The sequence below is a fragment of the Hydrogenophaga sp. genome, from assembly GCF_051860785.1.
GTDB lineage: Bacteria > Pseudomonadota > Gammaproteobacteria > Burkholderiales > Burkholderiaceae_C > Hydrogenophaga.
In genome coordinates this window covers 64,843-88,929 of record NZ_JBIMLB010000011.1, presented here as the reverse complement: position 1 = coordinate 88,929, position 24,087 = coordinate 64,843, and the positions used below count along the sequence as shown (strand labels likewise).

Below are 24,087 nucleotides of genomic sequence, written 5' to 3'. Positions count from 1 at the left end.
GTGGTAACCGCCCGCATCCCTTCGTCGGCGCAGTTGACCTGCCTTGCCTACAATGCCGCATGACCCCGAACATCCGCCGCCCCTTCGTCGCACTGGCCTTCGGCCTGTGCGCCACTTTGACCGCCTTGGCCCAGGTGGCTCCCGTGGAGGCGCCGCGCGAGCCCGGTTCGCCGCGCGACCGCATCGAGCGAATCACGCATGAAGACCGCCTGACCCGCATCGACGAAGTGCGCGTGGGTGGACAGACGCAGAGCATCGACGTTCAGCCCAAAAATGGGGCTCCGGCCTACCAGATCCAGCCGGAAGCAGGCGGTTCGACCGACTCCAGTGGCAAACGCACCGGCAACGCCGGGCGCAGCAGCTGGCGCGTCCTGAACTTCTGACCGTCCGCGACATGGCCGTCTACACCGAAGTCGCGTTTTCCGATGCCGCCGCCCTCCTCCACACCCTTGGTCTGGGCGACCTGACCGAGCTTCGCGGCATCCAGGGCGGCATTGAAAACACCAACTATTTTGTGACCAGCGAGCGCGATGGCGCCACGCTGGAGCATGTGCTGACCGTGTTCGAACGCCTCGGGTTCGAACAGTTGCCGTTCTACCTGCATTTCATGAAGTTCCTGGCCGAACGTGGCATCCCGGTGCCTGCACCGGCGGGCAATGCGAAAGGCGAGATCCTGCACACCTTGCAAGGCAAGCCCACAGCGGTGGTGGACAAGCTGCGCGGCCGCAGCGACCTGGCGCCCGGCGTGACGCAGTGCGAGGCCGTGGGCAACATGCTGGCGCGCATGCACCTGGCCGGGCGCGATTTCCCCATGAGCCAGCCCAACCTGCGCGGCCTGCCCTGGTGGAATGAGACCGTGCCGGTGGTGCTGCCTTTCCTGAGTGCACCGCAGGCCGACCTGATCCGCTCGGAACTGGCCTACCAGAACCACGTGGCCGGCAGCCCGGCCTACGCCGCGCTGCCGCGCGGACCCATACACGCCGACCTGTTCCGTGACAACGCCATGTTCGAAGATGGCGAGCTCACGGGGTTCTTCGACTTCTATTTCGCTGGCCACGACACATTCCTGTTCGACATTGCCGTCTGCCTCAACGACTGGTGCGTGCTGCACGACGAGGACCACGACGGTTCGCTGGACACGCCACGTTCGCTCGCCTTCTTGTCGGCCTACCAGGCGGTTCGCCCTTTGAGTGCGGCTGAGCGCAGCCTGTTGCCGGCGCTGCTGCGCGCCGGTGCCTTGCGGTTCTGGATTTCCCGCCTTTGGGACCTGCATCTGCCGCGCGAGGCCGCGCTGCTGCAACCCCACGACCCCACCCATTTCGAACGCGTGCTGCGCGCGCGCGTGCGCGATACGCAGGCGCTGTCGGCCCTGCTGCGCGAAGACGCCCTCCAACCCGCATGAAACTCAACCTCGTCCCCGCCCGCACCGGCCTGCAATGGGTCAAGCTCGGCGTGAAGACCTTTTTCCGCCAGCCGCTGGCCATGTCGGGCCTGTTCTTCATGTTCATGGCCACGGTGTCGATCGTTTCTCTGGTGCCCGTGCTGGGCACCGCCATCTCGCTCGCGCTGGTGCCTGCCGCCACGCTCGGCCTCATGGCCGCCAGCGCAGAGGCCGCGCAGGGACGCTTTCCCATGCCCTCGCTGCTGATCTCGGGGTTTCGCGCCGGTCCTGACAAGACCCGCTCGATGCTCATCCTCGGCGCGATGTATGCCGGTGGCCTGATGATGGTGCTGGGCGTGTCCGCGCTGTTCGCCACGGACGTTCCGGTACCTGCCGATGTGCCGGGTGACGAGGTCTCGCCGGAGATGGTCCGCAACATGTTTGCCAACCAGGGCCTGTGGGCCGCCATGGTGCTCTATCTGCCGCTGCTCATGGCCTTCTGGCATGCACCGGCGCTGGTGCACTGGCATGGGGTGAGCCCGCTCAAGAGCCTGTTCTTCAGCCTGCTGGCGTGCTGGTCCAACAAGGGCGCCATGCTGCTCTATTTCTTCGGATGGGTCGGTGTCTTCATGCTGGGCGGCCTGATCATGAGCCTGCTGGGCACGCTGCTGGGCGGCACGCAGGCGCTGAACCTGATCCTCTACCCCATGGTGCTGCTCATGGCCTCCATGTTCCACACCTCGATCTATTTCAGTGTCCGTGACAGTTTTGTGGCGGAAGGCGATTCCGCTCCCATCGACGCCACCTGAGGAGAAAACGCATGAGCCAGCACCACCTGCAAGGCCGAAGCGAAGACGAGATCCTGTGGTTCCAGCGGCGCGACACGATCAAGGCCGCGGCCGCTTGGGTGCTGGCAGGCGGGCTGCCTGCGGCCCTGGCGCAACAGCGCAGCAACGTGGTGGAATTCGTGGGCGACGTGATGCTCAACGGTCAGCGCATGGTGCCGCAACAGACGGTGCAGACTGGTGACGACATCCTCACCGGCCCGGCCTCGCGGCTGGTCTTTCTGATCGGCAACGCCGCCTTCCACGTGCGGCAGAACTCGCGCCTGCGCGTGGAGCGCGGCGCGACGCTGAACACAGCAAGCCTTCTGCGCCTGGCCTCCGGCGCCGTGGTGAGCGCGTTCGGACGGGGCAGCAACCGCAGCATCGTCACCCCCACGCTCACCGCGGGCATCCGGGGTACCGGGGTGTACACCGAGATCATGGCCGACCAGGGTGGGCGCAGCTATTTCTGCAACTGCTATGGCACGGTCGACATGGAGTCGAATGGCAACAAGGCGGTATCCGTGTCCAGCTATCACCAGTCGTTCTGGGGCGAGGTGCAACCACGCGGCGGGCGTTTCCTCACGCCGGCGCCGGCACTCAACCACACCGATGAAGAACTGGAGTTCCTCGCCCGCCTGATCGGTCAGCGCACGGCCTGGCAGATCGTCGGCCAGACCGGCGTGAAGGACGGGCGCGGCTACATGGAGCAGCGCCCGCCGGAAGCCCATCCTGCAGCGCCGCGCTGAGGCGCGCGCCGCAACTCACAGGCCGATCACGCCCCCATCGATGCGGGTGATCACGATGGTCGCCGAGCGCGGGCGGCCGGCCGGTGCGTAGCCCTGGTTGCCCGGCCACTGGCTCTCGAAGGCAAACGGCCCGGCGCCCAGTGCGGGCGTGCCCTCTCCCGGGTGCTGGATGTTCACGAAGATCGCGCGGCCATCGGCCGACTCGGTGATGCCGGTGACTTCGGCGCCACGCGGTGACACCAGGAACCGGCGCAGCCGGGCCTCGCCCAGCGCGGCACCGATGAAGGTGCCTTGTGTGGCGCTGACGCCCGCCACGGTGTTGTTCACCGCGATCGCACCACCGTCGCCCACGGAACCCGGGATGGCCGCCAGCAACATGCAGTTGCTCTGGTCGGTGTAAGCGCCGTCATCGGTCTGGATCCAGCAGATGCCTGTGGCCTTGCTGAACCACAGGCCATCGGGCGAAGAAAAATCGTTCTTCGCGGTCAGGCCGGAGAGGTTGATGTTGGCACCCGCATCCGCTTCCGCACCAAACAGGAAGATGTCCCAGGCAAAGGTGGTCGCGGTCGAGGCATTCGCTGTTTCCTTGAAACGGATGATGTGACCATTGGGGTTGCCGCCGACCTGGCCACGGCCATCGTTGTCGGTGTACGAACGAGGGTTGGCCGCGTTGGTGCCGGTCACCGGACGGTTGGCATTGTTGCTGTTGGTCATGGTGAAGTAGATCTCGCCGTTGGCGGGATTCACCGCGCCCCACTCCGGGCGGTCCATCTTGGTGGCACCCACCGCATCGGCGGCGTGGCGGGCGTTGACCAGCACGTCGGCCTGGTTGGCGAACACGTAGGTGGCGTAGCCGCTGATCAGCGGGTTGGCGATATTGAGCTCCAGCCACTCGCCGGTGCCGTTGTCGTTGAACTTCGCCACATACAGGCGGCCTTCATTAAGGTACTTGTCACCAGCGGCCAGGCCACCGCCCACATCGCTCGCGCTCCACACGGCGGTGGAGACGAACTTGTAGATGTACTCGTTGCGCGAGTCGCAGCCCATGTAGAAGGCCAGGGGCTGGCCCACCACCGGCAGGCCGCAGATGGCGGCTTCGTGCGCAAATCGGCCCATGGCCACGCGCTTGGCCGGCGTGCCGCTGGTCAGCGGATCGATCTCGACGTTGAAACCGAAGGTGTTGGGTTCGTTTCGGAAATCCTGTGCGGCGGAAGCACCGGGCGCCGACACGTTCCAGCGGCCGAAACGGTTGTCGGTGCCGGCGGTCGCCGTGTTGGACCAGCCTTGCGAGCCGGCGGTGGCGGCGGCATGCGGCGCGCGGATCACGCCGTAGCGCTGGCGCGAGGTCTTGGTGCGGGCGTCCACGTCGGTCGAGCCGGCGGGCATGAAGAAGTAAGCGGCCCAGTTTTCCTCACAGGCCAGGTAGGTGCCCCAGGGCGTCTTGCCATGGCCGCAGTTGTTCAGCGTGCCACGCGACGAAGCGCCCGTGCTGTCGAACGCCGTGACCATCAGGGCGCGAATGTCCGCCAGGTGCGCAGCGGGGCCCGCGATGCGCATGGGCGACTGGCCCGTCACGCGCCGGTTGTAGAGCGAGTCAAGTTTGTATTCCCAGGTGCCACTGGCGTTCTTGCCCACTTCCACCACCGACACGCCGTGGTGGTTGATTTCCTTGAGCACTTCCAACTCGGGCCGCACGCCAAGATCCCAGCTGTCGAACTGACTGAACTTCTTGCCCGAAACGCCGTTGGTGGTCTGGCCGTTGGCGTGGAAGAAATGAGCGTCGGCCGAGCTTTCGTGGTTGACGACGAGCACGGCGCGGCCGGTGTCCGTGGTCGAGTAGCGGCCGCTGCCATTGACGTAGAACAGGTCCATGCCGTCGTGGTGATCGCCCACGCGCATCGTCCACTCGTCGGTCTCGGTGCCCAGGTTGGTGTAGGCCGGAATGCTGGAGACCAGACGATCGCCGGTGGCGTGCAGCACGCTGTAGGTGTAGCCGGCGGGCAGGATCACGTTGTCGAGCAGGCTTTTGTCGATCGCACCGAAGCCGAGCGCCCGGGCAGACGGTGCGCCGGGCGTGGGCGCAGGTGCATCGTCACCGCCACCACCGCAGGCCGACAGGAAAGGAATGCTGGAGAGCGCAGCCAGGCCGATACCACCACGAATGAGATTGCGGCGGTTCAGCGGTGTCTGGCTGCTGCGTTCCAGCACATCCTGGAAGTGTTCGTTGGGCGAATCGTTGAAAGCGTCGTCGGAATGGTGGGACATGTTGGTTTGCGTGGGTGGTTGAAAGACCTGCGCAGTGTCCCGAGCGCGCATGACGTTTCCGTGAATCGGATGGAAACCCCCACCCGTACCCAAGCAAGCCGCTTCGACATCACCTTGTCACATTCACCACCATCCGCTGGAAACAAGTCACCTCTTCGCCTGTCACACACTTTTCACACAGCTTGCACATGCTTCCCGGTGGCTCCGTCACCACCAGGACATCACATGACCCACGCTCAATTCAACAACGAAGATTCCAACGCCAGCCACAACCCCGCATTCGACAGCGTGCTTCAGGCTCGCCTGAGCCGCCGTGGCCTGCTGCGCGGTACGGCCGCCCTCGGCGGCGCCGCCGCCCTGGGAGGTTGCGCCACGGCATCGGGCCCGGCCTCGCCGGTTCACGCCCTCGGCTTCACCGCCGTGGCCAAGACCACCGCCGACCAGGTCACCGTACCAGTTGGCTACACCGCGCGCGTCATCTACGCGCTCGGTGACCCGCTCACCGCCAGCACGCCGGCCTATCGGAACGACGGCAACGACGCCGACTTCGGCAACCGCGCGGGCGATCACCACGATGGGATCGAGTGGTTTGGCCTGGACGCCACCGGGCAGCCTTCGGACAGCTTCGCATCGCGCGGCCTGCTGGCGATGAACCACGAAGCCACCACCGACGAGAAGCTCAGCTCCTTCTTCATCCACGCCAATGGCGGCACGTCCACCCTGCCCCGTCCGGCGGCCGAGATCGACAAGGAGCTCATGATTCACGGGCTGTCGGTGGTTGAAGTTCAGAGCGACGGCAAGGCCTGGGCCACGAAGCCGGGCTCGGCGTTCAACCGCCGCGTGACGACGATGACGCCGGTGACCATCCACGGCCCCGCGCGCGGCAGCGAGCACCTGGTGACGAAGTACAGCCCCGACGGCACGCAGGCGCGCGGCACGCTCAACAACTGCGGCACGGGTCGCACGCCGTGGGGCACCTTCATCTCGGGCGAGGAGAACTGGTTCGGCTACTTCTTCCGCGACGCAAAGGACGACGACGCACGCAAGAAGGACAAGCAGGTGCAGGCCCTCAACCGCTATGGCCGCAGGGCCGGTGCGGCCAGCCGCCACGGCTGGGAAACTGGAAACAGCAGCGGCAATGCCGACACCTACGCGCGCTGGAACAACAGCGCGGTGGGCGCGAGCGCGAAGGACGACTTTCGCAACGAGATGAACACGTTTGGCTACATCGTCGAGATCGATCCCTACGATAAGACCACGGCGTTGCGCAAGCGCACCGCACTCGGCCGCATGGGCCACGAGAACGCGACTTTCGCGCGCGTAAGCGCAGGCCGGCCGGTGGTGGCCTACATGGGTGACGACGCACGCGGCGAGTACATCTACAAGTTCGTCTCGGCCGCCAGATGGGATCCGGCCGACGCCCGGCCCGCCAACCGTCTGGCCGCCGGCGACAAATACCTCGACAAGGGCACGCTCTTCGTTGCGCGCTTCAAGGAAGACGGCACCGGCGAGTGGCTGGAGCTCTCCATGAACAACCCGGTGATCGCCAACAGTTCCTACTTCGAATTCAAGGGCGAAGCCGATGTGGTCATCTTCACCCGGCTCGCCGCCGATGCGGTGGGCGCCACGCGCATGGACCGCCCCGAGTGGGGCGGTGTGAACCCGAGGAACGGTGAGGTCTACATCACCCTCACCAACAACAGCGCGCGCACCGCGGCCAACGTGGACAGCGCCAACCCGCGCTCGTACACCGACCTCAAGGCTGGCAAGGAACAGAAGGGCAACGTGCACGGCCACATCGTGCGCCTGGCCGAGAAGTCGCCCGCCGATGCGGCGTTTCAGTGGGACATCTACCTGTTCGCCTCCGAGGCCGACGCCGACAAGGCCAGCGTGAACCTCTCGAACCTCACCGACGACAACGACCTGTCATCGCCCGATGGCCTGGTGTTCAGCAAGGCCACCGGCGTGTGCTGGATCCAGACCGACGACAGCGCCTACACCGACAACACCAACTGCATGCTGCTGGCCGCACTGCCCGGCCAGCGCGGCGACGGCACCAGCAAGACCCTGGCCTATGGCGACAGGCAGGTCATCACCCATGTGGGCAAGCCCCAGACGCCGGCCACGCTCAAACGGTTCCTGGTCGGCCCCAAGGGCGCGGAGATCACCGGCATCACCGAAACGCCCGACGGCCGCGCCATCTTCGTGAACATCCAGCACGCAGGCGAAAACACGAAGATGGTGGATGTGAACGACGTGACGAAATTCGAGAGCCAGTGGCCTTCGAATGCGGGCTACGGCGCGGGCAAACGCCCGCGCTCGGCCACCATCGTGATCACGAAGAACGACGGGGGCGTGATCGGTACCTGATGGTCAGGTGATCGGGGTGAGCTTGGCCACGCTCAAGGCCAGCCACTTCGTACCATGTCGCGTGAAACTGACCTGGGCGCGCGCATCGTCCCCTGCGCCCTCCACCGCCAGCACCTTGCCTTCACCGAACTTGTTGTGGAACACGGCGAGGCCGGCGTGGATGTCGGTGCCGCGATCGGGTTCGGGCGCTTTCTGTCCCAGGCCTTTGGGATCGCCCTTGTCGTTGAAACCGGGTGACCACGAAGGTTGCAGAACCGGAGCGGCGCCGAAGCCCCGGCGTCCGTTCTGCCATGTGCCCCCCCCCGCGCCCCAGGCCGGCTGCGGTGGCGTGAGCCACTTCAGGCAGGCTTCGGGCAGTTCGTCGAAGAAGCGGCTCTTGAGGTTGTAACGCGTCTGACCATGCAGCATGCGCGTCTGTGAATGGCTGAGGTAGAGGCGCTTCCTCGCACGCGTGATCGCCACGTACATCAGGCGGCGCTCCTCTTCCAGGCTCGCCCGGTCGCTCATGGAATTTTCGTGCGGGAACAGGCCTTCCTCCATGCCGGTGATGAACACGCAGTCGAACTCCAGCCCCTTGGCGGCGTGCACCGTCATGAGCTGCACCGCATCCTGCCCGGCCTGGGCCTGGTTGTCGCCGGACTCCAGGGCCGCATGCGTGAGGAAAGCGGCGAGCGGGCTGAGGGTTTCGCCGGTTTCGGCGTCGGGCGCCAGGGGTTCGTTGATCACCGGCAGGGCCGGATCCAGCCCCTGGCTCACCGGGCTCTGCGTCAACGGTTTGCCCAGTTCGTCGACGGGCAAGGCCACTGCATCTCGGCCAAAGCCTTCGATGCTCACGAAGCTCTCGGCCGCGTTCACCAGTTCCTCCAGGTTCTCCACGCGGTCCTGCCCTTCGCGCTCCGCACGGTAGTGCTCGATGAGCCCGCTGTGTTCGAGCACCAGTTCGATGATCTCGCGCAGCGTGCTGCCTTCGGTCCGCTCACGCACGACGTCGAGCTTGGCCACGAAGGCACCGATGGCCACGCCCGCACGCCCCGTGACGGCACTCACCGCGTCGTGCAGCGAACACCCGGACGCACGCGCCACGTCCTGCAACTGTTCAATGCTGCGCGCGCCGATGCCGCGCGGCGGGAAGTTCACCACGCGCAGGAAGCTGGTGTCGTCGTGCCGGTTCTCCAGCAGGCGCAGGTAGGCCAGTGCATGCTTGATCTCGGCGCGTTCGAAGAAGCGCAGCCCGCCATACACACGGTAAGGCATGGAGGCATTGAACAAGGCGGTTTCCACCACTCGGCTTTGTGCGTTGCTGCGGTAGAGCACGGCCATCTCGCTGCGCGGCACGTCTTCGCGCGCGAGCTGTTTCATCTCGTCCACCATCCACTGCGCCTCGGCAAAGTCGCTGGTGGCTTCATACACGCGCACAGGCTCGCCCGCGCCCGCATCGGTGCGCAGGTTCTTGCCCAGGCGGTGCGTGTTGTGGCTGATGAGCTGGTTGGCAGAGTCCAGGATGTTGCTGGCGCTGCGGTAGTTCTGTTCCAGCTTGATCTGGTGGCGCACGTGGAACTCACGCACGAAATCGGCCATGTTGCCCACGCGCGCGCCTCGGAAGGCGTAGATGCTCTGGTCATCGTCGCCCACGGCGAACACGGCGTTGCCCGACGGCGTGAGGCCTTCAAGCGGCGGTGCGCTGAACATCTTGATCCACGCGTATTGCAGGCGGTTGGTGTCCTGGAACTCGTCGATCAGGATGTGGCGGAAGCGCCGCTGGTAGTGCTCACGGATCGGATCGTTGTCGCGCAGCACTTCGAAGCTGCGCAGCATGAGTTCACCAAAGTCGACCACGCCCTCGCGCTGGCATTGTTCTTCGTAGAGGCCGTACAGCTCCAACTTCTTGCGCGTCTCTTCATCTTTCGCAACGACGTCGCGCGGGCGTTGGCCGTCTTCCTTGCAGCCGCTGATGAAGTACTGAACCTGCTTGGGCGGAAAGCGCTCGTCGTCCACGTTGAACTGCTTGCACAGGCGCTTGATGGCCGAGAGCTGGTCCTGCGTATCCAGGATCTGGAACGTGGCAGGCAGGTTGGCGATCTTGTGGTGCGCACGCAGGAAACGGTTGCACAGCCCATGGAAAGTGCCGATCCACATGCCACGCACGTTCACTGGCAGCATGGCCGAGAGGCGGGTCATCATTTCCCTGGCGGCCTTGTTGGTGAAGGTCACGGCCAGGATGCCACCGGGGGACACATGGCCGTTCTGCATCAGCCAGGCAATGCGCGTGGTCAGCACACGGGTCTTGCCCGAGCCGGCGCCCGCCAGGATCAGCGCGTGTTCGGCCGGCAGGGTGACGGCGGCGGCCTGTTCGGCATTGAGGCCCGTGAGCAACGGGGACGGGAGCAAGCTGGCTTGCGATGGTTCTTCAAACGGCATGCGTTCGATTGTAGGAAGCCGGCGACGCGTTGCGAGGCACAATGCGCACACCGAAGGGACATGAAGAGGCTTTCATGAAGATCCTGCGAGTGCTGGGCCTGTTGCTGCTGATCGGGATTGGCTTTCTGGCGTGGCCGTCTCTGCGCGACTGGCGACACGATTTCGTTGCACCCACCCCGTTGGCGGCGGATGAAACGCCCATGGCGGCGATCTGCCGCATCCGGACCGAATTCCTGGCGCTGCCCAACCCGGTTTACGAAGGCTTCAAGCGTCACGAACGCTGGGAACGGCAGCGCGTTGGAGCGCCCACGGAACGCTTCGGCCCGTTCTGGGAAATCGATCTGAACTGGACGGCCTGGCGGTTCGCTCGCCGCCATTCGCGACTGGAGATCGTGGCCGCCATCGGCCCCTACCTGAGCGATCCACAACTCGCGCCCAAGGCCGCTGCCGTGCTCGCGGGCCTGCCACTGGGTTCGCGCGAAAACCTGGCGCAGGTACAGACCATGTCCATCCTGCTGGCAGAGCCGGAAAAATTCACCCCAGACAGCGTGGCTGCATCGCCCTGGACCGACCCGCAACTAAGCTACGCCCAGGGATCGCTGCGCCCCTTGTACGGCATGGAAAACAGCGCGGACCGCCTCAAGGGCATCGAGGCGACGCCCCACCCGGGCACCCTGGAAGGCAGCCTGCTCGACATCCTGCAAGCCAACGAGGGTTTGAAAGGTGCTCAGTTCGAGACCGTTGACGTGAGCGATACGCCGACCTACCCGGACTACGAGTCGCTGTTGCAGAAGCTCGCGCCGCCCGCTCCCATGCCCTCCTTCCAGGCTTTCCTGCAACGCTGGCCGCGCGAGCTGATCGCCACGGCGCTGTTTCCGCTGGCACTGGATGCGGGAACCGATCACAGCGTCACCAGCAACCGCGAGCGCTACATGCGCATCATGGGCCGGGAAGCTGCCTACTGGCCCTTGCACGCGCAGCGCATGTTCAACAACGAGGCCCAGGCGGCAGCCTACCGCCGCGAGACCGGCGAGTTCGCGCGTTCGCTTTGCCAGGGGAATCAGCCCCGCAGGCTCTGAGACACGGTCATGCGAAAGTTCGTATGACCTGCATAGGGACATGTGCATGTTCCTGTTGGAGCGAGCGCGGGTAGAATCAGTCACCGGGCCCAAGATTCTTGCGCCCGGTTTTTTGTGGCCATCGCCCACAGAAGCCGGCACAAGCCAAGCGCTCTCCTGTTCAACAACAGTCATCTGGAGCCTGGTTTTTCATGGAAATTTTCGACTACGACAACGTGCTGCTGTTGCCGCGCAAGTGCCGCGTGAACAGCCGCTCGGAATGCGACGCGGGTGTGGAGCTGGGCGGGCGCAAGTTCCGCCTGCCGGTGGTGCCGGCCAACATGAAAACGGTGGTGGATGAATCCATCTGCACCTGGCTCGCGCGCAACGGCTATTTCTACGTGATGCACCGTTTCGACCTGGACAACGTGAAATTCGTGCGAGACATGCGTGCGGCCGGGGTCTATGCCTCGATATCGCTGGGCGTGAAAGCCCCGGACTACGCCACGGTGGATCAACTGGCGGCCGAAGGCATCTCGCCCGAGTACATCACCATCGACATCGCGCACGGCCATGCCGACAGCGTGAAGGACATGATCGTCTACCTCAAGAAGAAGCTGCCCACGGCCTTCGTGATCGCCGGCAATGTGGCCACACCCGAGGCGGTGATCGACCTGGAGAACTGGGGCGCCGATGCAACCAAGGTGGGTGTGGGTCCAGGCAAGGTGTGCATCACGAAGCTCAAGACCGGCTTCGGCACCGGTGGCTGGCAACTGTCAGCGCTCAAGTGGTGCGCGCGCGTGGCCACCAAACCCATCATTGCCGACGGCGGCATCCGCAGCCATGGCGACATCGCCAAGAGCGTGCGTTTTGGCGCCTCCATGGTGATGATCGGCTCGCTGTTTGCCGGCCACGAGGAATCCCCGGGGCAGACCGTGGAGCTGGACGGCCAGCGCTTCAAGGAGTACTACGGCTCGGCGAGCGACTTCAACAAGGGCGAATACCGCCACGTGGAAGGCAAACGCATTCTGGAACCCATCAAGGGCCAGCTTTCCGACACGCTGGTGGAGATGGAGCAGGACGTGCAGAGTTCCATCAGCTATGGCGGCGGCACCAAGCTCATGGACATCCGCAAGGTGAACTACGTGATTCTGGGTGGCGACAACGCCGGTGAACACCTGCTGATGTAGCCCCGGGCGGGTCGTCAGAGATCCAGCAGTTCCCGCATGAGATCGTGCAACCGGTGTTCGGGTTGCGCCAGCGCCTCGACGATGCTGAAGTGGTTGAGACCTGTCAGCGCTTCGCACACCGGCACCACCTGGCGGCCCCAGGCCTGCTGGATCAAGCGGTTCTGGCGCTGGAACTCGCTGCTTTCATCTGCACCGGCCAATGCGTACAGCCGGCCCCGCCCTTCGCGCAACGGAGGCGCGGGCAATCGCGAAGGGCTGGCTTTTTTCACCTGAGCCGGGGTGAGACGCAGCGATTCCCTAACGAAGGGCGTGTGCATCACCGGCTCGAGATCGTGCAGTCCGGAAATGGACATGGCGTTCTTCACCAGCGAGGCGGGAAGATCGTCACCCACCCTTTTCCATTCGCATGCCAGCATCATCGCTGCCAGGTGACCACCCGCAGAATGGCCGGCCACGGTGATGCGGCTCGGGTCGCCCCCGTGAGCGGCGATGTGCCGATGCACCCAGGCCAGCGCCTGCACCATCTGCAAGGTGATCTCGGGAATGTTGACGGCCGGGCACAGCGCGTAGTTGGGCACCACGACGCAGGCCCCCGCCTGCACGAAAGGCGGCGCGACGAAAGAGTGATCGGCCTTGTCCAGACTGCGCCACCAGCCACCGTGAATGAACACCAGCACAGGCGCCAGCGGAGTTCCAGGGCTGCGCGCAGCGGGAAAGAGGTCCAGCGTCTCGCCAGCACCCAGGCCATAGCTCACATCCAGCAATGCACGGCCGTCCTGGCGAGCCTGGGCCGAGTCGCGCGCCCAGCGTTCGAAATGGGTGGCATGGCCAGGCACCCTCGCGCGGTTGTTGTACTCGCGGTCGAGCCAGGCAGCGTCGTAGGGGGTGGCATTGGTCATGGAGGCGCATTGTGTCATGGGGTCTTTTGCCAGACACCCCTGGTCGGACTGGCGCCAAACGTGTATTCTGTATACAGAGTTCCAATTTCTCGCCATGCCCGTACCCCCCCTCCAACTCGACGCCACCCCGGACCTGGCCGACCAGGTCTACCGGGTGCTGCTGGACGCCATCAGCGCAGGCTCGCTCAAGCCGGGCCAGCGAATCACGCAGGAAGAACTGGCTGAGCAGCTTGCCGTGTCGCGCCAGCCGGTGATGCAGGCTCTGCGGTTGCTGAAGAAGGACGGGTTTGTTCAGGACGCGCCCATCATCCGTGGCGCGGCAGGTCGCTGCCGGGGGTTGCAGGTCACGCCCATCGATGCCAACTGGATCGCCCAGGTGTATGAGGTTCGCGGGGCGCTCGATGCACTGGCCGTGCGCCTGGCGGCACAGCGGCGCACCGCCATCGACCCTGCCCTCCTCGCCGAGGGCCGCGATGCCGTGAAACGTGGCGACATCAAGGCCATGATCGACGCCGATCTGACTTTTCACACCGCCCTCTACAGGGCCTCCCAGAACCCGCTGATTGAACAGAGCGCGCTGTTGCACTGGCACCATATCCGCCGCGCCATGGGCGAAGCCCTGCAGTCCGAGATGTTGCGCGAACCGGTGTGGGACGAACACGAGGCCATCGCCAACGCGGTGGCCAATGGCGATGTGCATCTGGCCGATGAACTGATGCGCGAGCACAGCGGCAAGGCCAGCTCCACACTCGGCGCCGAAATGATCGAGAAGGCCCGGCAGCACCGCACCGAGCCACCCCTGGCGGCCCGGACCGCTCGCACCCGACAACTCCGTGGTCGTCATTTGCTTTAGCATTTGACCCACTTCTGCGCGGTTTCCGGGCTTGCCCGGAAACCGCCTTTTTTTGCTGGTGTGCCCTTCGACCTTCATTCAGCGAACCAACGGAAGATTCAGTGAACACGCCCACGCCAACACCACAAGGTTCCGCCCCTGCACGCGTTGCCGTGCTCGGCATCGGCATGATGGGCCTGCCCATCGCGCGGCGGCTGTGCGAAGCGGGTTGTGAAGTCAGCGCCTGGAACCGCTCCCGCGCCAAGGCCGATCGCCTGACGCCGTTCGGCGCACGCGTGGCCGACCAGCCGGCAGAAGCCGTGTCGCAAGCCGACGTGGTGATCACGCTGTTGGAAGATGGCGAAGTGGTGGAGGACGTGCTGTTCCACCAGGGCACCATGAAAGGGCTGCGACCCGGCACGCTGGTGGTCGACATGTCATCCATCCAGCCACGCCAGGCCCGCGACCACGCTGCACGGCTTTCCGCCATGGGCGTGGGTCACCTGGACGCGCCGGTCTCAGGCGGCACCGTGGGCGCGGAAGCGGGCCAGCTCGCCATCATGGTCGGCGGCAAGCCCGCCGATTTCGAACGCGTGCGCGGGCTGCTGGAGCTGCTGGGCCGACCCACGCACGTGGGCCCCACCGGCGCCGGACAGCTCGCGAAACTCGCGAATCAGATGATCGTGGGCATCACCATCGGCGCGGTGGCCGAAGCGCTGCTGCTGTGTGAGAAAGGTGGTGCCGACATGGCCAAGGTCAGGCAGGCCATCACCGGCGGCTTCGCCGACAGCCGCATCCTGCAAGTACACGGTCAGCGCATGATCGAGCGCGACTTCACCAAACGAGGCGCGGTAGCGGTACAGCTCAAGGACATGCGCAACGCCCTCGCCACCGCGAGCGAAATCGGCTTCGAAGCACCGATCACGCAGCTCTTCGAGCAACTCTTCGCCCAGGCCGCCGACCACGGCCTGGCCGAGCTGGATCACTCGGCGTTGTTCGTCGAACTGGCCAGCCGCAACGGCATGGCCTGATCTGGAATTTTCACTTCGTGGGGACGTAGCTCAGCTGGGAGAGCGTCGCGTTCGCAATGCGAAGGTCGGGAGTTCGATCCTCCTCGTCTCCACCAGCCTGTGGACTCGATCACGTCAAGGCCACAGGGAGCCATCCGCTCGCACCCAATGCACCTTGATCCCTGCGGGCAGCGCCCCCTCATCGGGTTTCGCATCTCCCACAAAAACGAAGATGTCCGTAGAGCGACGACCAGGTTCGGCAGCCTTAAACGCAGCCGGGTGGCGTAGTCCCCCACCGACTTGCTGGCCTGCTGACCTGCTGACCAAACGCCGCCGTGACGGTGACCTGCGCATTCACCTCCGCCTTGACCCGCTCCTGATCGAAGATCGGTGCAATCCCCGTCTCGGTGTCTCCGGTGCGTGCATCCTGATTGCCCGCAATCCCTGAGATGGCCGCCTGGGTCACGCTGCTGGCCGAGCCGCTGTCTTGCCCCATGCCCGCACTGCCGCCGGGGGCGGTGGGCGCATTGGCCGCGCGCTTCTCGGCGGGTGTGCTGGCTGTGCTCTGGTCGCCATTGACCTGCTCGGCGTTTTCGAGCCATTCATTCCTGTAAGACGGCCCGGTTGGGAATGGGTTGATTGTGCTGCTTGAATTCGTGGGGTGTGCGGTAGTCCAGGCTGCTGTGGGGACGCACCGTTTTGTAGTGGTGTCGCCAGGCTTCGATGATCACGGCGGCTTACCTACTAAGCCCAAGCCAAGGTAGCCAAGAGCATCAGATATACACCGGCGGTGGCCCAGAAGACCACTTCTCGAGCCAATTGGTGCCCTGCCTTTTTGAGTTCTACAAACTGAAAGGGCCACATATCCCCCGAGAACCCGTAAGCATAGAAATTCCAAGAGAAGAATGCCCAAACGAAAGGCAGCGCTCTGCTCGGATAGGTGCCCATATTCCCCATGACGTACAGGAGAAGCGTCAGAACGGTAATGCTTGACCAAAGCCATATGGCCTTACTTCTTTTTTTCATCAGATTTCATCCCCAATAGCTCGACCCTTACACGTTCAGAAAACGCATCCCATCCGCCACCAAGATTGATCAGTGCCGATGCTCGTGCCGCAGCAGAAGATGTGTGTCCAAGAACCTTCTCAAAGAATCGTACCGCCCCAAGCTCAGAAATCTCCTTGACTGCTTCGTCGATGGCGACATCTGTCGGCTTGTCGCTAGTGGCGACCTGTCCACCAGAGGCCAATAGCCCAACAGCGGTTAGCACCGCACCTGGAACCCCAATGGGCGTAACCAAGGTCCCCACCGTTGCTGCTTTGTCCATGTCCTTAAATATCTGCGCATCGAGCGCCCTGATGTAGGCCTGCGACGCAGGATCACTCACATCGAGATTGGCCCCGGTGCGCATGCACTCGGTGGTCGCGCACTGGAAATACTTGGGCTCAAACGCCTTTCCATCCAAGATCACCCTCTGGCTGTAGCGCCCTTTCTCATCCAGCGGCTGGCCGGTCAGCCGGTCCCGCGCCATGTTCGGGTCGTTTGGGAGTCCCCCCGTTGACGGCGTGTACCAGTTGTAGGTTTCACCAGTGTTCTGCCGGATAAACGTGGTCAGTTCTGCATCGGGTTGCGGCGGCAGCACTTGCACCAGCCAGCCGTTCTCTCCGGTGGTCCATACAGCGCCAGCATCGTAGATGGCATCGCGTTGTGCAGGGTCAACAACCATACCGGCCACCACACTCTCGCCGGTTTTTGTGTTGCCTGCATTGCGCAGCGCGTTCTCAATTTCCTCGGCGGTGTACTTGCCATCACTCTTGGCGGCGAGCTTCTTGGCAATAGCGCGCTCGCTTGGATGCAACTGCCGGTTGTTCATGTCGGCATTGAACGCAGTGGCTGCACCCGTGGTTCCGCCTGCAATGGCACCAATGCCCGCTGCCACGGCGGCACCCACCATGTTCTTCACGCCATCGGGCATGTCTTCGGTGAGCTGATTGATGGCATCTGCCGAGAGGGCCGCAAGGCCTGCGCCCGCTGCCCCTGCGGCCCCACCCGTGAGCCCACCCACCACGGCATGCGCCATGGAGCGGAAGATGCCTCCCTCGGCCCACTTGGCCGCTTCTTCAGGGTCCGTGGCCTTGAGCTCGTTGTACTGCTTCGTCGCATAGTCCCCGATGGCCTGGCTCGCCTGCTTGCCGAACTCCGCCGTGATCCTCACCTGCGCATCGATCTCCCTCTGCACCCGTTCCCTGTCAAAGATCGGTGCGATGCCGGTCTCGGCGTCTCCCGTGCGCGCTTCGGTGTTGCCCGCGATCCCCGAGATCGCGGCATGAGTGGTGCTGCTGGCCGAGCCGCTGTCTTCTCCGATGCCGGCACTGCCCGCGTTCTTTGCCGGGGTCGCTGGCGCCAGGGCTTTCTGTTCAGGTGTGAGCGTTTTGGGGTCTGGCCCACCGCCGGCCACCGTCATGGTCACGCTGTAGCCGTCCCCCTTGAACTCGGCGTGGTTCTCAACGTCGCTCAGCTTGAGTTCCCCACCGGTGGCAAAGCTGTTCCTGTCGTCCTGCACCGCCTGGTCCGTGCTGGTGATGGCGCCGCCCGTGAGCGTGGTGTCGTTCTGCACGTTGACCTGGAAGCCGCCATCGCCCGCGCGGAGTCCGGACTGTTCAGTGACCGAGGCGAACTCGCTGTCGATGTTCTGCGCGCCGCCCGAGATGCTCACGCTCGAAGCCCCGTAGCAGAAGGGCGGGATGCACAAGCTCACGCCCCAGCCGCTGGAGTTCTGGTCGCTCTTGAACTGTCCCGTGTCCTGGCGGCTCTCGATGTTCAAATCGCCGCCCACCTCGGCCTGCACCGTATTGGCCGAGACGGTGGCGCCAGCCAGGGTGGTGTCGGCACCGGACTCGATGCGCGCGGTGTCGCCAGCCACGATGTGCGTGTTGCGCTGGACGACATCCTCCCCATCGCCGTTGCCCCGGGCCTTGTTCGCCGAGGCGTTGAAGGTGATGCCGTTGGACGCGCCAAAGCTCACCCCCACGCCGATGCTCGCGCCGCTGCTCTGGCTGGTGCTGTGCAGGGTGGAGATGTCCTGGCTGGATTCGAGCTGGACATCGCCTTCGGCCTTGAAGGTGGCGTTGTTGCCTGCGCTCACGTCGCTGCCACGCACCAGCAGGTCGCTTTCGGCGCCGCCGCCTTCGGCCGCGATGCGCACATCGCCTGCGGCGGCCACGGCGCTGGCGCGTCCGCTGTCTGCCGTCTCGGTGCTCTGGCTCTGGCTTTTGCTGCTGCTGAGGTTGAAGTCGATGGTGACGCTGGCGATCTTTTCCGGGTGGGCGATGAGGTCGGCCACCTGGTTCGCGGTGTTGTAGGCGCTGAGTGCGGTGGCCGCAGCGCCCAGGGCCTGCGCGCGGCCGTTGCCCGTCTGGGCGGTGGCCAGGGCCGTTTCAGCGGTGCTCTTGACGCCCTGGATAGCATCGACCAGCGGGTTGCGCGGTGTGGCACCCAGCACCGTGCTCTTGCTGCTCTGCTGGCTCGTGGTTCTGCCGGCTTCTCTGGCTTCGGTGATCTCCACCTGTCTGGCCTGGATGTCGATATCGCCCTCCAGGGCAAGCACGTCGCTGCCGGTCTGCTGGTACTTCTGGGCGGCGGTGATCGTTACCTCGCCCTCCAGACTGCCCACGGTGCTGGCGGCGGCGGTGGCGGACCTACCGGTCCCATCGCTGCTCTGGCGCATGTCGTGCATGATCGTGACGCTCTCGGTCAAACCGCTGGCCACCAGGTTGATGCCCTTGCTCTTGTTGTTGCTGGTCTGCCCGCTGGTTTCGGTGTTGACGCCTGCAACGATGCTCACGTCACGGCCGGCCTCGATGCCCAGCATGTCGTCGGCCACCACGGTGCTGGCTTCGACGCGACTGTCTCGGCCCGAGAAGAGAAGCACATCCCCACCGCTCGCGGTGCTGCCTGCCTGGGTGGTGGATTCGCTGATGCCGCTGCGATCTTGAGCGCTCTTGCCGTAGCCAATGCCTTCTTTGCTCACGGTGAATCCGGACTTCTTCGTCTCCGAGAAGTACGAGCCCGACTCGTGGTTCTGCTCCGAAGAGATGGCAATATCGCGGCCGGCGTCGAACAACAGGAGGTCTTGCGCGTTGACGCTGCTGCCCTTGACGGCGATGTCCTGGCCGGCTGTGATCTCCACAGACTGCGCGTCGATGCTCGATCCGACCGCAAGATCGGCGCTGGAGCTTGCCTGGGTGGTGTTGCTTTTGCTGGAGAGCATGCCGCTCTTGCTGGAGTGGAAAGCGGACAGCGATTCGCTGGAAGCGCGCCCGGCCACAACGTTCACGTCGCGCCCGGCGCTCACGCTGACGCCTTGATCCCCGGCCACGCGGGAAGCTTGCACGGTGGTGTCCTGCCCGCTCTGGATGGTGACCTGCTCGCCGCTCAGGTTGCTGGCCACGGCGTTGGTCTCGCTGCGGCGGTTGCGCATTTCGGTGCGGCTTGAACCAGTCAGGCTTCGGCCTTTGGCGTAGCTGGCGCTGTCGGTGGCCAGGCTTTGCTGGCCGGCTTCTATCTGCACGTCGCGCCCGGCCTGCAGGGTCAGCTCGCCTTGCGCCTGCCCCTGTGCGGCTCGGGCACGGATGTCCTGCCCGGCGCTGAGGCTGGTGCTGCCTTCGCTGGTGATGCGCGTACCCACCTCCTCGCTCTGGCGCACGCCGGCGTAATTGCGGCTGTCCCGCTGCACGGCCATGTCGGTGCGGGTTTGCACGGTCTGCAGAGCGATGTCGCGCCCGGCCTGAATCTGCACACTGCCTTCGCTTTGAACCAGGGCGGCGGTGAGGTTCACGTCCCGCCCGGCACTGGCCTGCAGGGTCCCGTTGGGGTTGCTCACGTACAGGGCGGCCACGCGGTCGATGCCCTGGCTGCTGTACACGCCCACACCGGTGTTGCCGCTGCCCTGGGTGGTGGTGGTCTGCACGCTCAGGTCGCGTCCGGCGTCCAGCGCCAGGGCGTCTTGCGCGCCGATGGTGCCGCCGACGTTGCGGATGTCCTGTGCGGCGGTGATGGCGGTGGTCTGGCCGCTGCTGATGAGGCCGCCGAGGTTGTGCACGTTCTGTGCATTGATCTGCGTGACCTGGCGCCCGGCGATGGTGCCGCTGGTGTTGGTGAGGTCTTCGCTGAGGCTGAGGTTCACGCTCTTGCCGGCCAGCAGCGCGCCGCTGGGTTGCAGGTCGCCCACCTGCGGGCGCACGTAGATCTGGGGCACCAGGGCCTGCGTGGTGCTGCCGTCGGGCAGGCGCACGTTGCGCTCGACGAGCCAGACGATGTCGGAGGTGAGTGCGGCCACTTGCGCGGCGGAGAGTTCAATGCCCGGGCGCAGCTCGTGGGCCTGCGCGAAGGTGGCGCCTGCGTTCATGAGGGCCTGGTACTGCTGTTCGTCGCTGGTGTGGTCGCCCAGGAAGCGGTGGCCGGTGAGCGCAGCCACCTGCTCGCGCACGAGGCGCTGTTCGTAGTAGCCATCGCCCATGCGTTTCTGTGCCGTGGCGGGGTCGACCGACAGGGCGGCGAGCATGTAGTCCGAGCTCAACCACTGGCGCCTGTCGGTGAAACGCGGATCGGTTTCGACCAGGTAGCCCGAGGTGGTGTCGGGATGCAGTTGGTAAAGAGCGCTGCTGGGCAGGGTGAGGTTGGGCGCGCCGGCCTGCCCGGTGGGGGCCGTGACCCCGGAAGCCTGGGTGGTGGTCTGGCCGGTCTGGAGCGCGCCCGGTTGCTGGCTGATGGCGGGCGGCTGGGTGTTTTGCTCGTAGCGGACGGAGGCGAGGGAGACGGCGCGGTTGATGGTCTCCGCATACGGAGCGGTGGCCCAACCGAAGATGGGATCGCAGCCGAAGAGGTCGCAGCTCTGGCCGAGGACGGCCCAATTGGAGAAGGTCCCGCTGCGCAGTGTGGGCGCATTGACTTCGGTGCTCTGGTTGGTGACATTGCTGCCCACCACCTGAATGCCTCCGCCAGCAACGATGGTGCTGTCCTTGTTGAGTGCGGTGCCATCCACCAGCAATTGCAGGTTGCCACCACTCAGAATCCTGGCCGGCTGGCTGGCGGTGACCTCGGCGGAGTGGGTGGTTTCGGTGTAGTTCCGGTAGATGTCGTAACCCAGCAACTGGCCATTGACGGCATTTTTGAATGCCGCAATCTTGTTGTTCAACTCGAACCAGGGAGCCGCCTTCGCCTGCCATGCCGCCACGGCTTGAGGGTCGGGTGGCTCTGTGTTGTTGACGCCTTCGCGCGGCTGCGGTCGTTGGCCTGGGGCCTCCCAGGCGGGTGCTGTCATGCCCAACGCCTGCCATATGGGCGAGCTTTGCGCGTAGTTGAAGGTATCGGGTACCCAGACCTGGCTAGCGTTGACATCATTCAAGGACTTGTAGTGCTCCGGCACAAAAGCCGTGGGACCCACAAAGTAACTGCGGTACATCGGGTCGGCGTACGGACTGGACTTGAGCAACAAGGCGACCCGATTGGGCCAGTAAATGACGTAGTCACCCGCTGCGTAGAGCACCATCGGTGCCGTCCAGGCCACGTCCTCGCTGCCGACATAGCCGAGAGAGTTGAGGTAGTAGTCCGTGCGCGAGGTCGTGCCTTCAGGAACGATCTTGTATTCGAGCTGATCGTTGACGTTGTTGAGCTCGCCGGCGCTCAGCCGCATGTCGCCCCCGCTCTCAATGCTCGCGCTTCGGTTTTGAATGGCCTGCGCGGCACCGGTGGCCTTGCCATCGGCATCGAGTGCGCCGCCCACAGCCAGTTCGCCCAGGCTGAGCAAGGTGGCGCCGTCCTGGTTGGTGAGTTCACCGCCCACGCCGATGTGCAGCGAGTTGTGCGCGGCCACCACCGCGTTGCCCTCGTTGATCAGGTTGGCCTGGGCTTGCAGGCGCACGTCCTGGCCATAGATGCGCCCGGTCGCGGTGTTGGTGATGCCATGCGCGCGCACATCGGTGGTGGCGCCGTCGATCAACCCTCGGTTGACCAGGTTCTGCAGCGCACGCAGGCGGGTGGTTTCAGCGCTGATGACGCCTGTGGCGTTGTTGGTGATGTTGCGTGCATTCGCTTGCAGCAAACGCCCAGCCTGCAGCGTTCCGTCGTTGGTGAGGTCGCCGCCGTCGAGCGTGATGTCCAGGTCGTTGTTGGCGAGCACCACCCCGGTCTGCGCGATTTGATGGTCGCCATCGAGCTTCAGGCTCATGGTGTTTCGAGAGAGCAGTTGCCCGTCCAGACCGAGGTTCGCGGCTTCAATGCCCAGATGGCCGTTGGCGATCATGGTGCCGCCGGTGTTGCCAATGCTCAGCGAGCGGGGAGCACTGGGATCGGCGGTGGCGGCCGCATCGGCAATGGTCAGGGTCTCACCGGCGCTGAGCAATCCTCCATGGTTAAGCAACTTTTGGGCGCTGGTGACGCTCAGATTTCGCCCGGCCACCACCGAGCTCTGGATGTTGTTCAGGTCACCGGCTTCGATGGTGACGTCGCGCCGCGCCTGGGTCTGACCTCCCGCGTGATTCACGGCCTGTGCGCGCAGGCTCACGTCGCCGCTGGCCAGTTGGTCGCCGGTCGCCGTCAATCGCGCACCGGCCTGCACGCCCAGGTTGGCAACGTCTGCCTTGAGCGTGCCGTCGGTGTTCAAGCCAGCAGCCATGGAGCCCGTGTTTGTGATGGTCTGGCCAGTGACGTTGGTATGCCCACCTGCTGCGATCAGGCCGCTGTTGGTTAAGGCCCCCGCAGCGTTAAGGGTATGGCTGCCCGCCGCATAAATTTGGCCCGCGTTGTCCACATCGCCCTGGCTGGCAATGCGCAGCGTAGAGGCCGAGACAATGCGAGCCCCTTGCTCGTTGCTCAGCTTGCCGACATCAACGTCAACGTCACCCTGGGCACGGAGCTCCGCGCTGTTGGACAGGGTATGTGTGGTGGACACCGAGAGATCTCCACCCGCGTAAACATCGCCCTCAACGCGCACATCGCCCTTCGTCTGCACGCGTACCAGCCCGCTGGCCTGCAACGTCCCCTGGGCGTGGAGCCGTCCGCTGGCGTGGATGACCACATCACCCGACGTGGCGCCAACCACGCCGCGCAGATTGACGCCCACGCCCGATTCGGTGCCAACGAGGTGGATCTTGCCGGCGTACATGCCACCAAGCTGAGCCACGTCCAGCGCGTATGTGGGGGTGCTTCCAGTGGCCGCCGAGGGATTGGCGTTGAGGGTGCTAAGGTCAGCGCTGATCTCGTTCGCGCCGGTAACCACTTTGAGTTCCTGAGCCCAGATGCCGGCGTTGACTTGGACGGCGCGCGCGAGGACGGCGGTGTAGTCGGTGGACGAGGTGTCCAGCCCGGCTCCATCGATGGTGATGGTGCCTCCCTGCACTCGGAAGCCTTCGAGCGTGTCGTTGTGGAAGACGGGTTTTCCGGTGGTGAGCGTGGCGCGGCTGGCGTTGATGAAACCTCCGCCCTGGACCTGGATGCCGGAAGGGTTGGAGATGATCACCTGCGCTTGCTGACCTGCAACTTCCACAAAGCCTTGAAGGAGGCTGGGATTGGAGGAGTTGACCTCGTTGACGATGATGCGGGCCGACCCACCAACCAGCCAGGGATTGGCGGCAACCCAGCCGCCGAGCTGCGTTTGCACCTGGGTGCGGCTGTTGTTGAGGATGACGCCGTTGCTCTGAACGTCAAACTGCCGGTAGGTGTTGCGCGAGACGCCGCCTGCCGTCGGGGTCTGGATGTTGACCAATGGCACACCGTTGGCGGCGCTGTGCACGGTGGGCCGCTGGTTGGCGGGAGCACTGGGGTCGGCAATGATCTGCGCTTGTGCGCTGGTGCTGAGCACCAAGGCCAGCGCCAGGCCGATGCTCAGGCTCAGCGGATGCAGCGCGATGTGGCGCAGTGGATAAGCGAGCGGGCCTGCGCGCGGATGCGCTGGTGCTGCTCGTTCACCCGAGGAACCCTCTCCGATGCTGGAGGCCGTTTCGGCCACCGCCATGACTTGGGCACGGCGTGCGTTGAAGACGAGTCGGTGACGTTGCTTGTTCATGCGGGGTTCTCCCTGAGTTCTGCTGCT

General features: G+C 64.8%; 14 protein-coding genes, 1 tRNA gene and 1 pseudogene. 11 read left to right on the top strand and 5 right to left on the bottom strand.

All coding sequences use genetic code 11. The annotated features are described in order from the left end of the window. Positions 1-59 precede the first annotated feature (59 nt). Genes ACTIF6_RS15530 through ACTIF6_RS15515 form a run of 4 tightly spaced genes read left to right on the top strand, consistent with a single transcriptional unit; the run spans position 60 to position 2,954 of the window. The gene (locus ACTIF6_RS15530; protein WP_439588824.1) at positions 60-383 is read left to right on the top strand and encodes a hypothetical protein; all 324 of its coding nucleotides are present in this window, start codon (positions 60-62) and stop codon (positions 381-383) included. 11 nt (positions 384-394) lie between these two features. Beyond that, complete coding sequence (locus ACTIF6_RS15525; protein WP_439588823.1) at positions 395-1,402, top strand: homoserine kinase; 1,008 nt, start codon at positions 395-397, stop codon at positions 1,400-1,402. Continuing rightward, positions 1,399-2,190 carry a BPSS1780 family membrane protein gene (locus ACTIF6_RS15520; RefSeq protein WP_439588822.1) on the top strand — a complete coding sequence of 264 codons (792 nt, stop codon included), beginning with the start codon at positions 1,399-1,401 and terminating at the stop codon, positions 2,188-2,190. Before ACTIF6_RS15525 ends, ACTIF6_RS15520 begins: the two co-directional genes overlap by 4 nt. Positions 2,191-2,201: 11 nt before the next feature. Next, entirely contained in the window at positions 2,202-2,954 is a 753-nt protein-coding gene (locus ACTIF6_RS15515) for an iron dicitrate transport regulator FecR (protein WP_439588821.1), read from the top strand. 15 nt (positions 2,955-2,969) lie between these two features. On the opposite strand, the gene ACTIF6_RS15510 is transcribed toward ACTIF6_RS15515, so the two are convergent. Then, positions 2,970-5,219, bottom strand: coding sequence for a PhoX family protein (locus tag ACTIF6_RS15510; RefSeq protein WP_439588820.1), 2,250 nt, complete (start codon positions 5,217-5,219; stop codon positions 2,970-2,972). 225 nt (positions 5,220-5,444) lie between these two features. On the opposite strand from ACTIF6_RS15510, the gene ACTIF6_RS15505 reads away from it, so the two are divergent. Further along, complete coding sequence (locus tag ACTIF6_RS15505) at positions 5,445-7,589, top strand: PhoX family protein (protein ID WP_439588819.1); 2,145 nt, start codon at positions 5,445-5,447, stop codon at positions 7,587-7,589. Between the two features lie 3 nt (positions 7,590-7,592). Here ACTIF6_RS15505 and ACTIF6_RS15500 read toward each other — a convergent pair whose 3' ends face one another. Beyond that, a complete protein-coding gene (locus tag ACTIF6_RS15500; RefSeq protein WP_439588818.1) occupies positions 7,593-10,007 on the bottom strand; it encodes a UvrD-helicase domain-containing protein in 2,415 nt (804 codons plus the stop codon). 74 nt (positions 10,008-10,081) lie between these two features. Here ACTIF6_RS15500 and ACTIF6_RS15495 point away from each other — a divergent pair, with 74 nt between their 5' ends. Then, entirely contained in the window at positions 10,082-11,086 is a 1,005-nt protein-coding gene (locus ACTIF6_RS15495; RefSeq protein ID WP_439588817.1) for a hypothetical protein, read from the top strand. Positions 11,087-11,277: 191 nt separating this feature from the next. Further along, entirely contained in the window at positions 11,278-12,255 is a 978-nt protein-coding gene (locus ACTIF6_RS15490; RefSeq protein WP_439588816.1) for a GMP reductase, read from the top strand. Between the two features lie 14 nt (positions 12,256-12,269). On the opposite strand, the gene ACTIF6_RS15485 is transcribed toward ACTIF6_RS15490, so the two are convergent. Next, positions 12,270-13,154 (bottom strand): alpha/beta hydrolase, encoded by an 885-nt coding sequence (locus ACTIF6_RS15485; RefSeq protein ID WP_439588815.1) that lies wholly within the window; start codon positions 13,152-13,154, stop codon positions 12,270-12,272. 94 nt (positions 13,155-13,248) lie between these two features. Between ACTIF6_RS15485 and ACTIF6_RS15480 the strand changes: the two genes are divergently transcribed. The 4 genes from ACTIF6_RS15480 (at position 13,249) to ACTIF6_RS15465 (ending at position 15,610) form a co-directional block, all read left to right on the top strand. Beyond that, positions 13,249-14,007: a GntR family transcriptional regulator gene (locus ACTIF6_RS15480; protein ID WP_439588814.1), complete on the top strand. Its 759-nt coding sequence runs from the start codon at positions 13,249-13,251 to the stop codon at positions 14,005-14,007. A 101-nt stretch (positions 14,008-14,108) separates the two neighbouring features. Then, positions 14,109-15,017 (top strand): NAD(P)-dependent oxidoreductase, encoded by a 909-nt coding sequence (locus tag ACTIF6_RS15475; protein ID WP_439588813.1) that lies wholly within the window; start codon positions 14,109-14,111, stop codon positions 15,015-15,017. Positions 15,018-15,036: 19 nt separating this feature from the next. After that, positions 15,037-15,112: transfer RNA gene (locus ACTIF6_RS15470), tRNA-Ala, on the top strand. 315 nt (positions 15,113-15,427) lie between these two features. Next, positions 15,428-15,610, top strand: coding sequence for a hypothetical protein (locus ACTIF6_RS15465; RefSeq protein WP_439588812.1), 183 nt, complete (start codon positions 15,428-15,430; stop codon positions 15,608-15,610). Here ACTIF6_RS15465 and ACTIF6_RS15460 read toward each other — a convergent pair. Beyond that, positions 15,599-15,727: an integrase core domain-containing protein gene (locus tag ACTIF6_RS15460; protein ID WP_439588811.1), complete on the bottom strand. Its 129-nt coding sequence runs from the start codon at positions 15,725-15,727 to the stop codon at positions 15,599-15,601. The two genes, ACTIF6_RS15465 and ACTIF6_RS15460, sit on opposite strands and share 12 nt — an antisense overlap. Positions 15,728-17,784: 2,057 nt before the next feature. Then, positions 17,785-24,060 (bottom strand): annotated as a pseudogene (locus tag ACTIF6_RS15455) (hemagglutinin repeat-containing protein); the annotation flags it as partial. Positions 24,061-24,087: the final 27 nt, after the last annotated feature.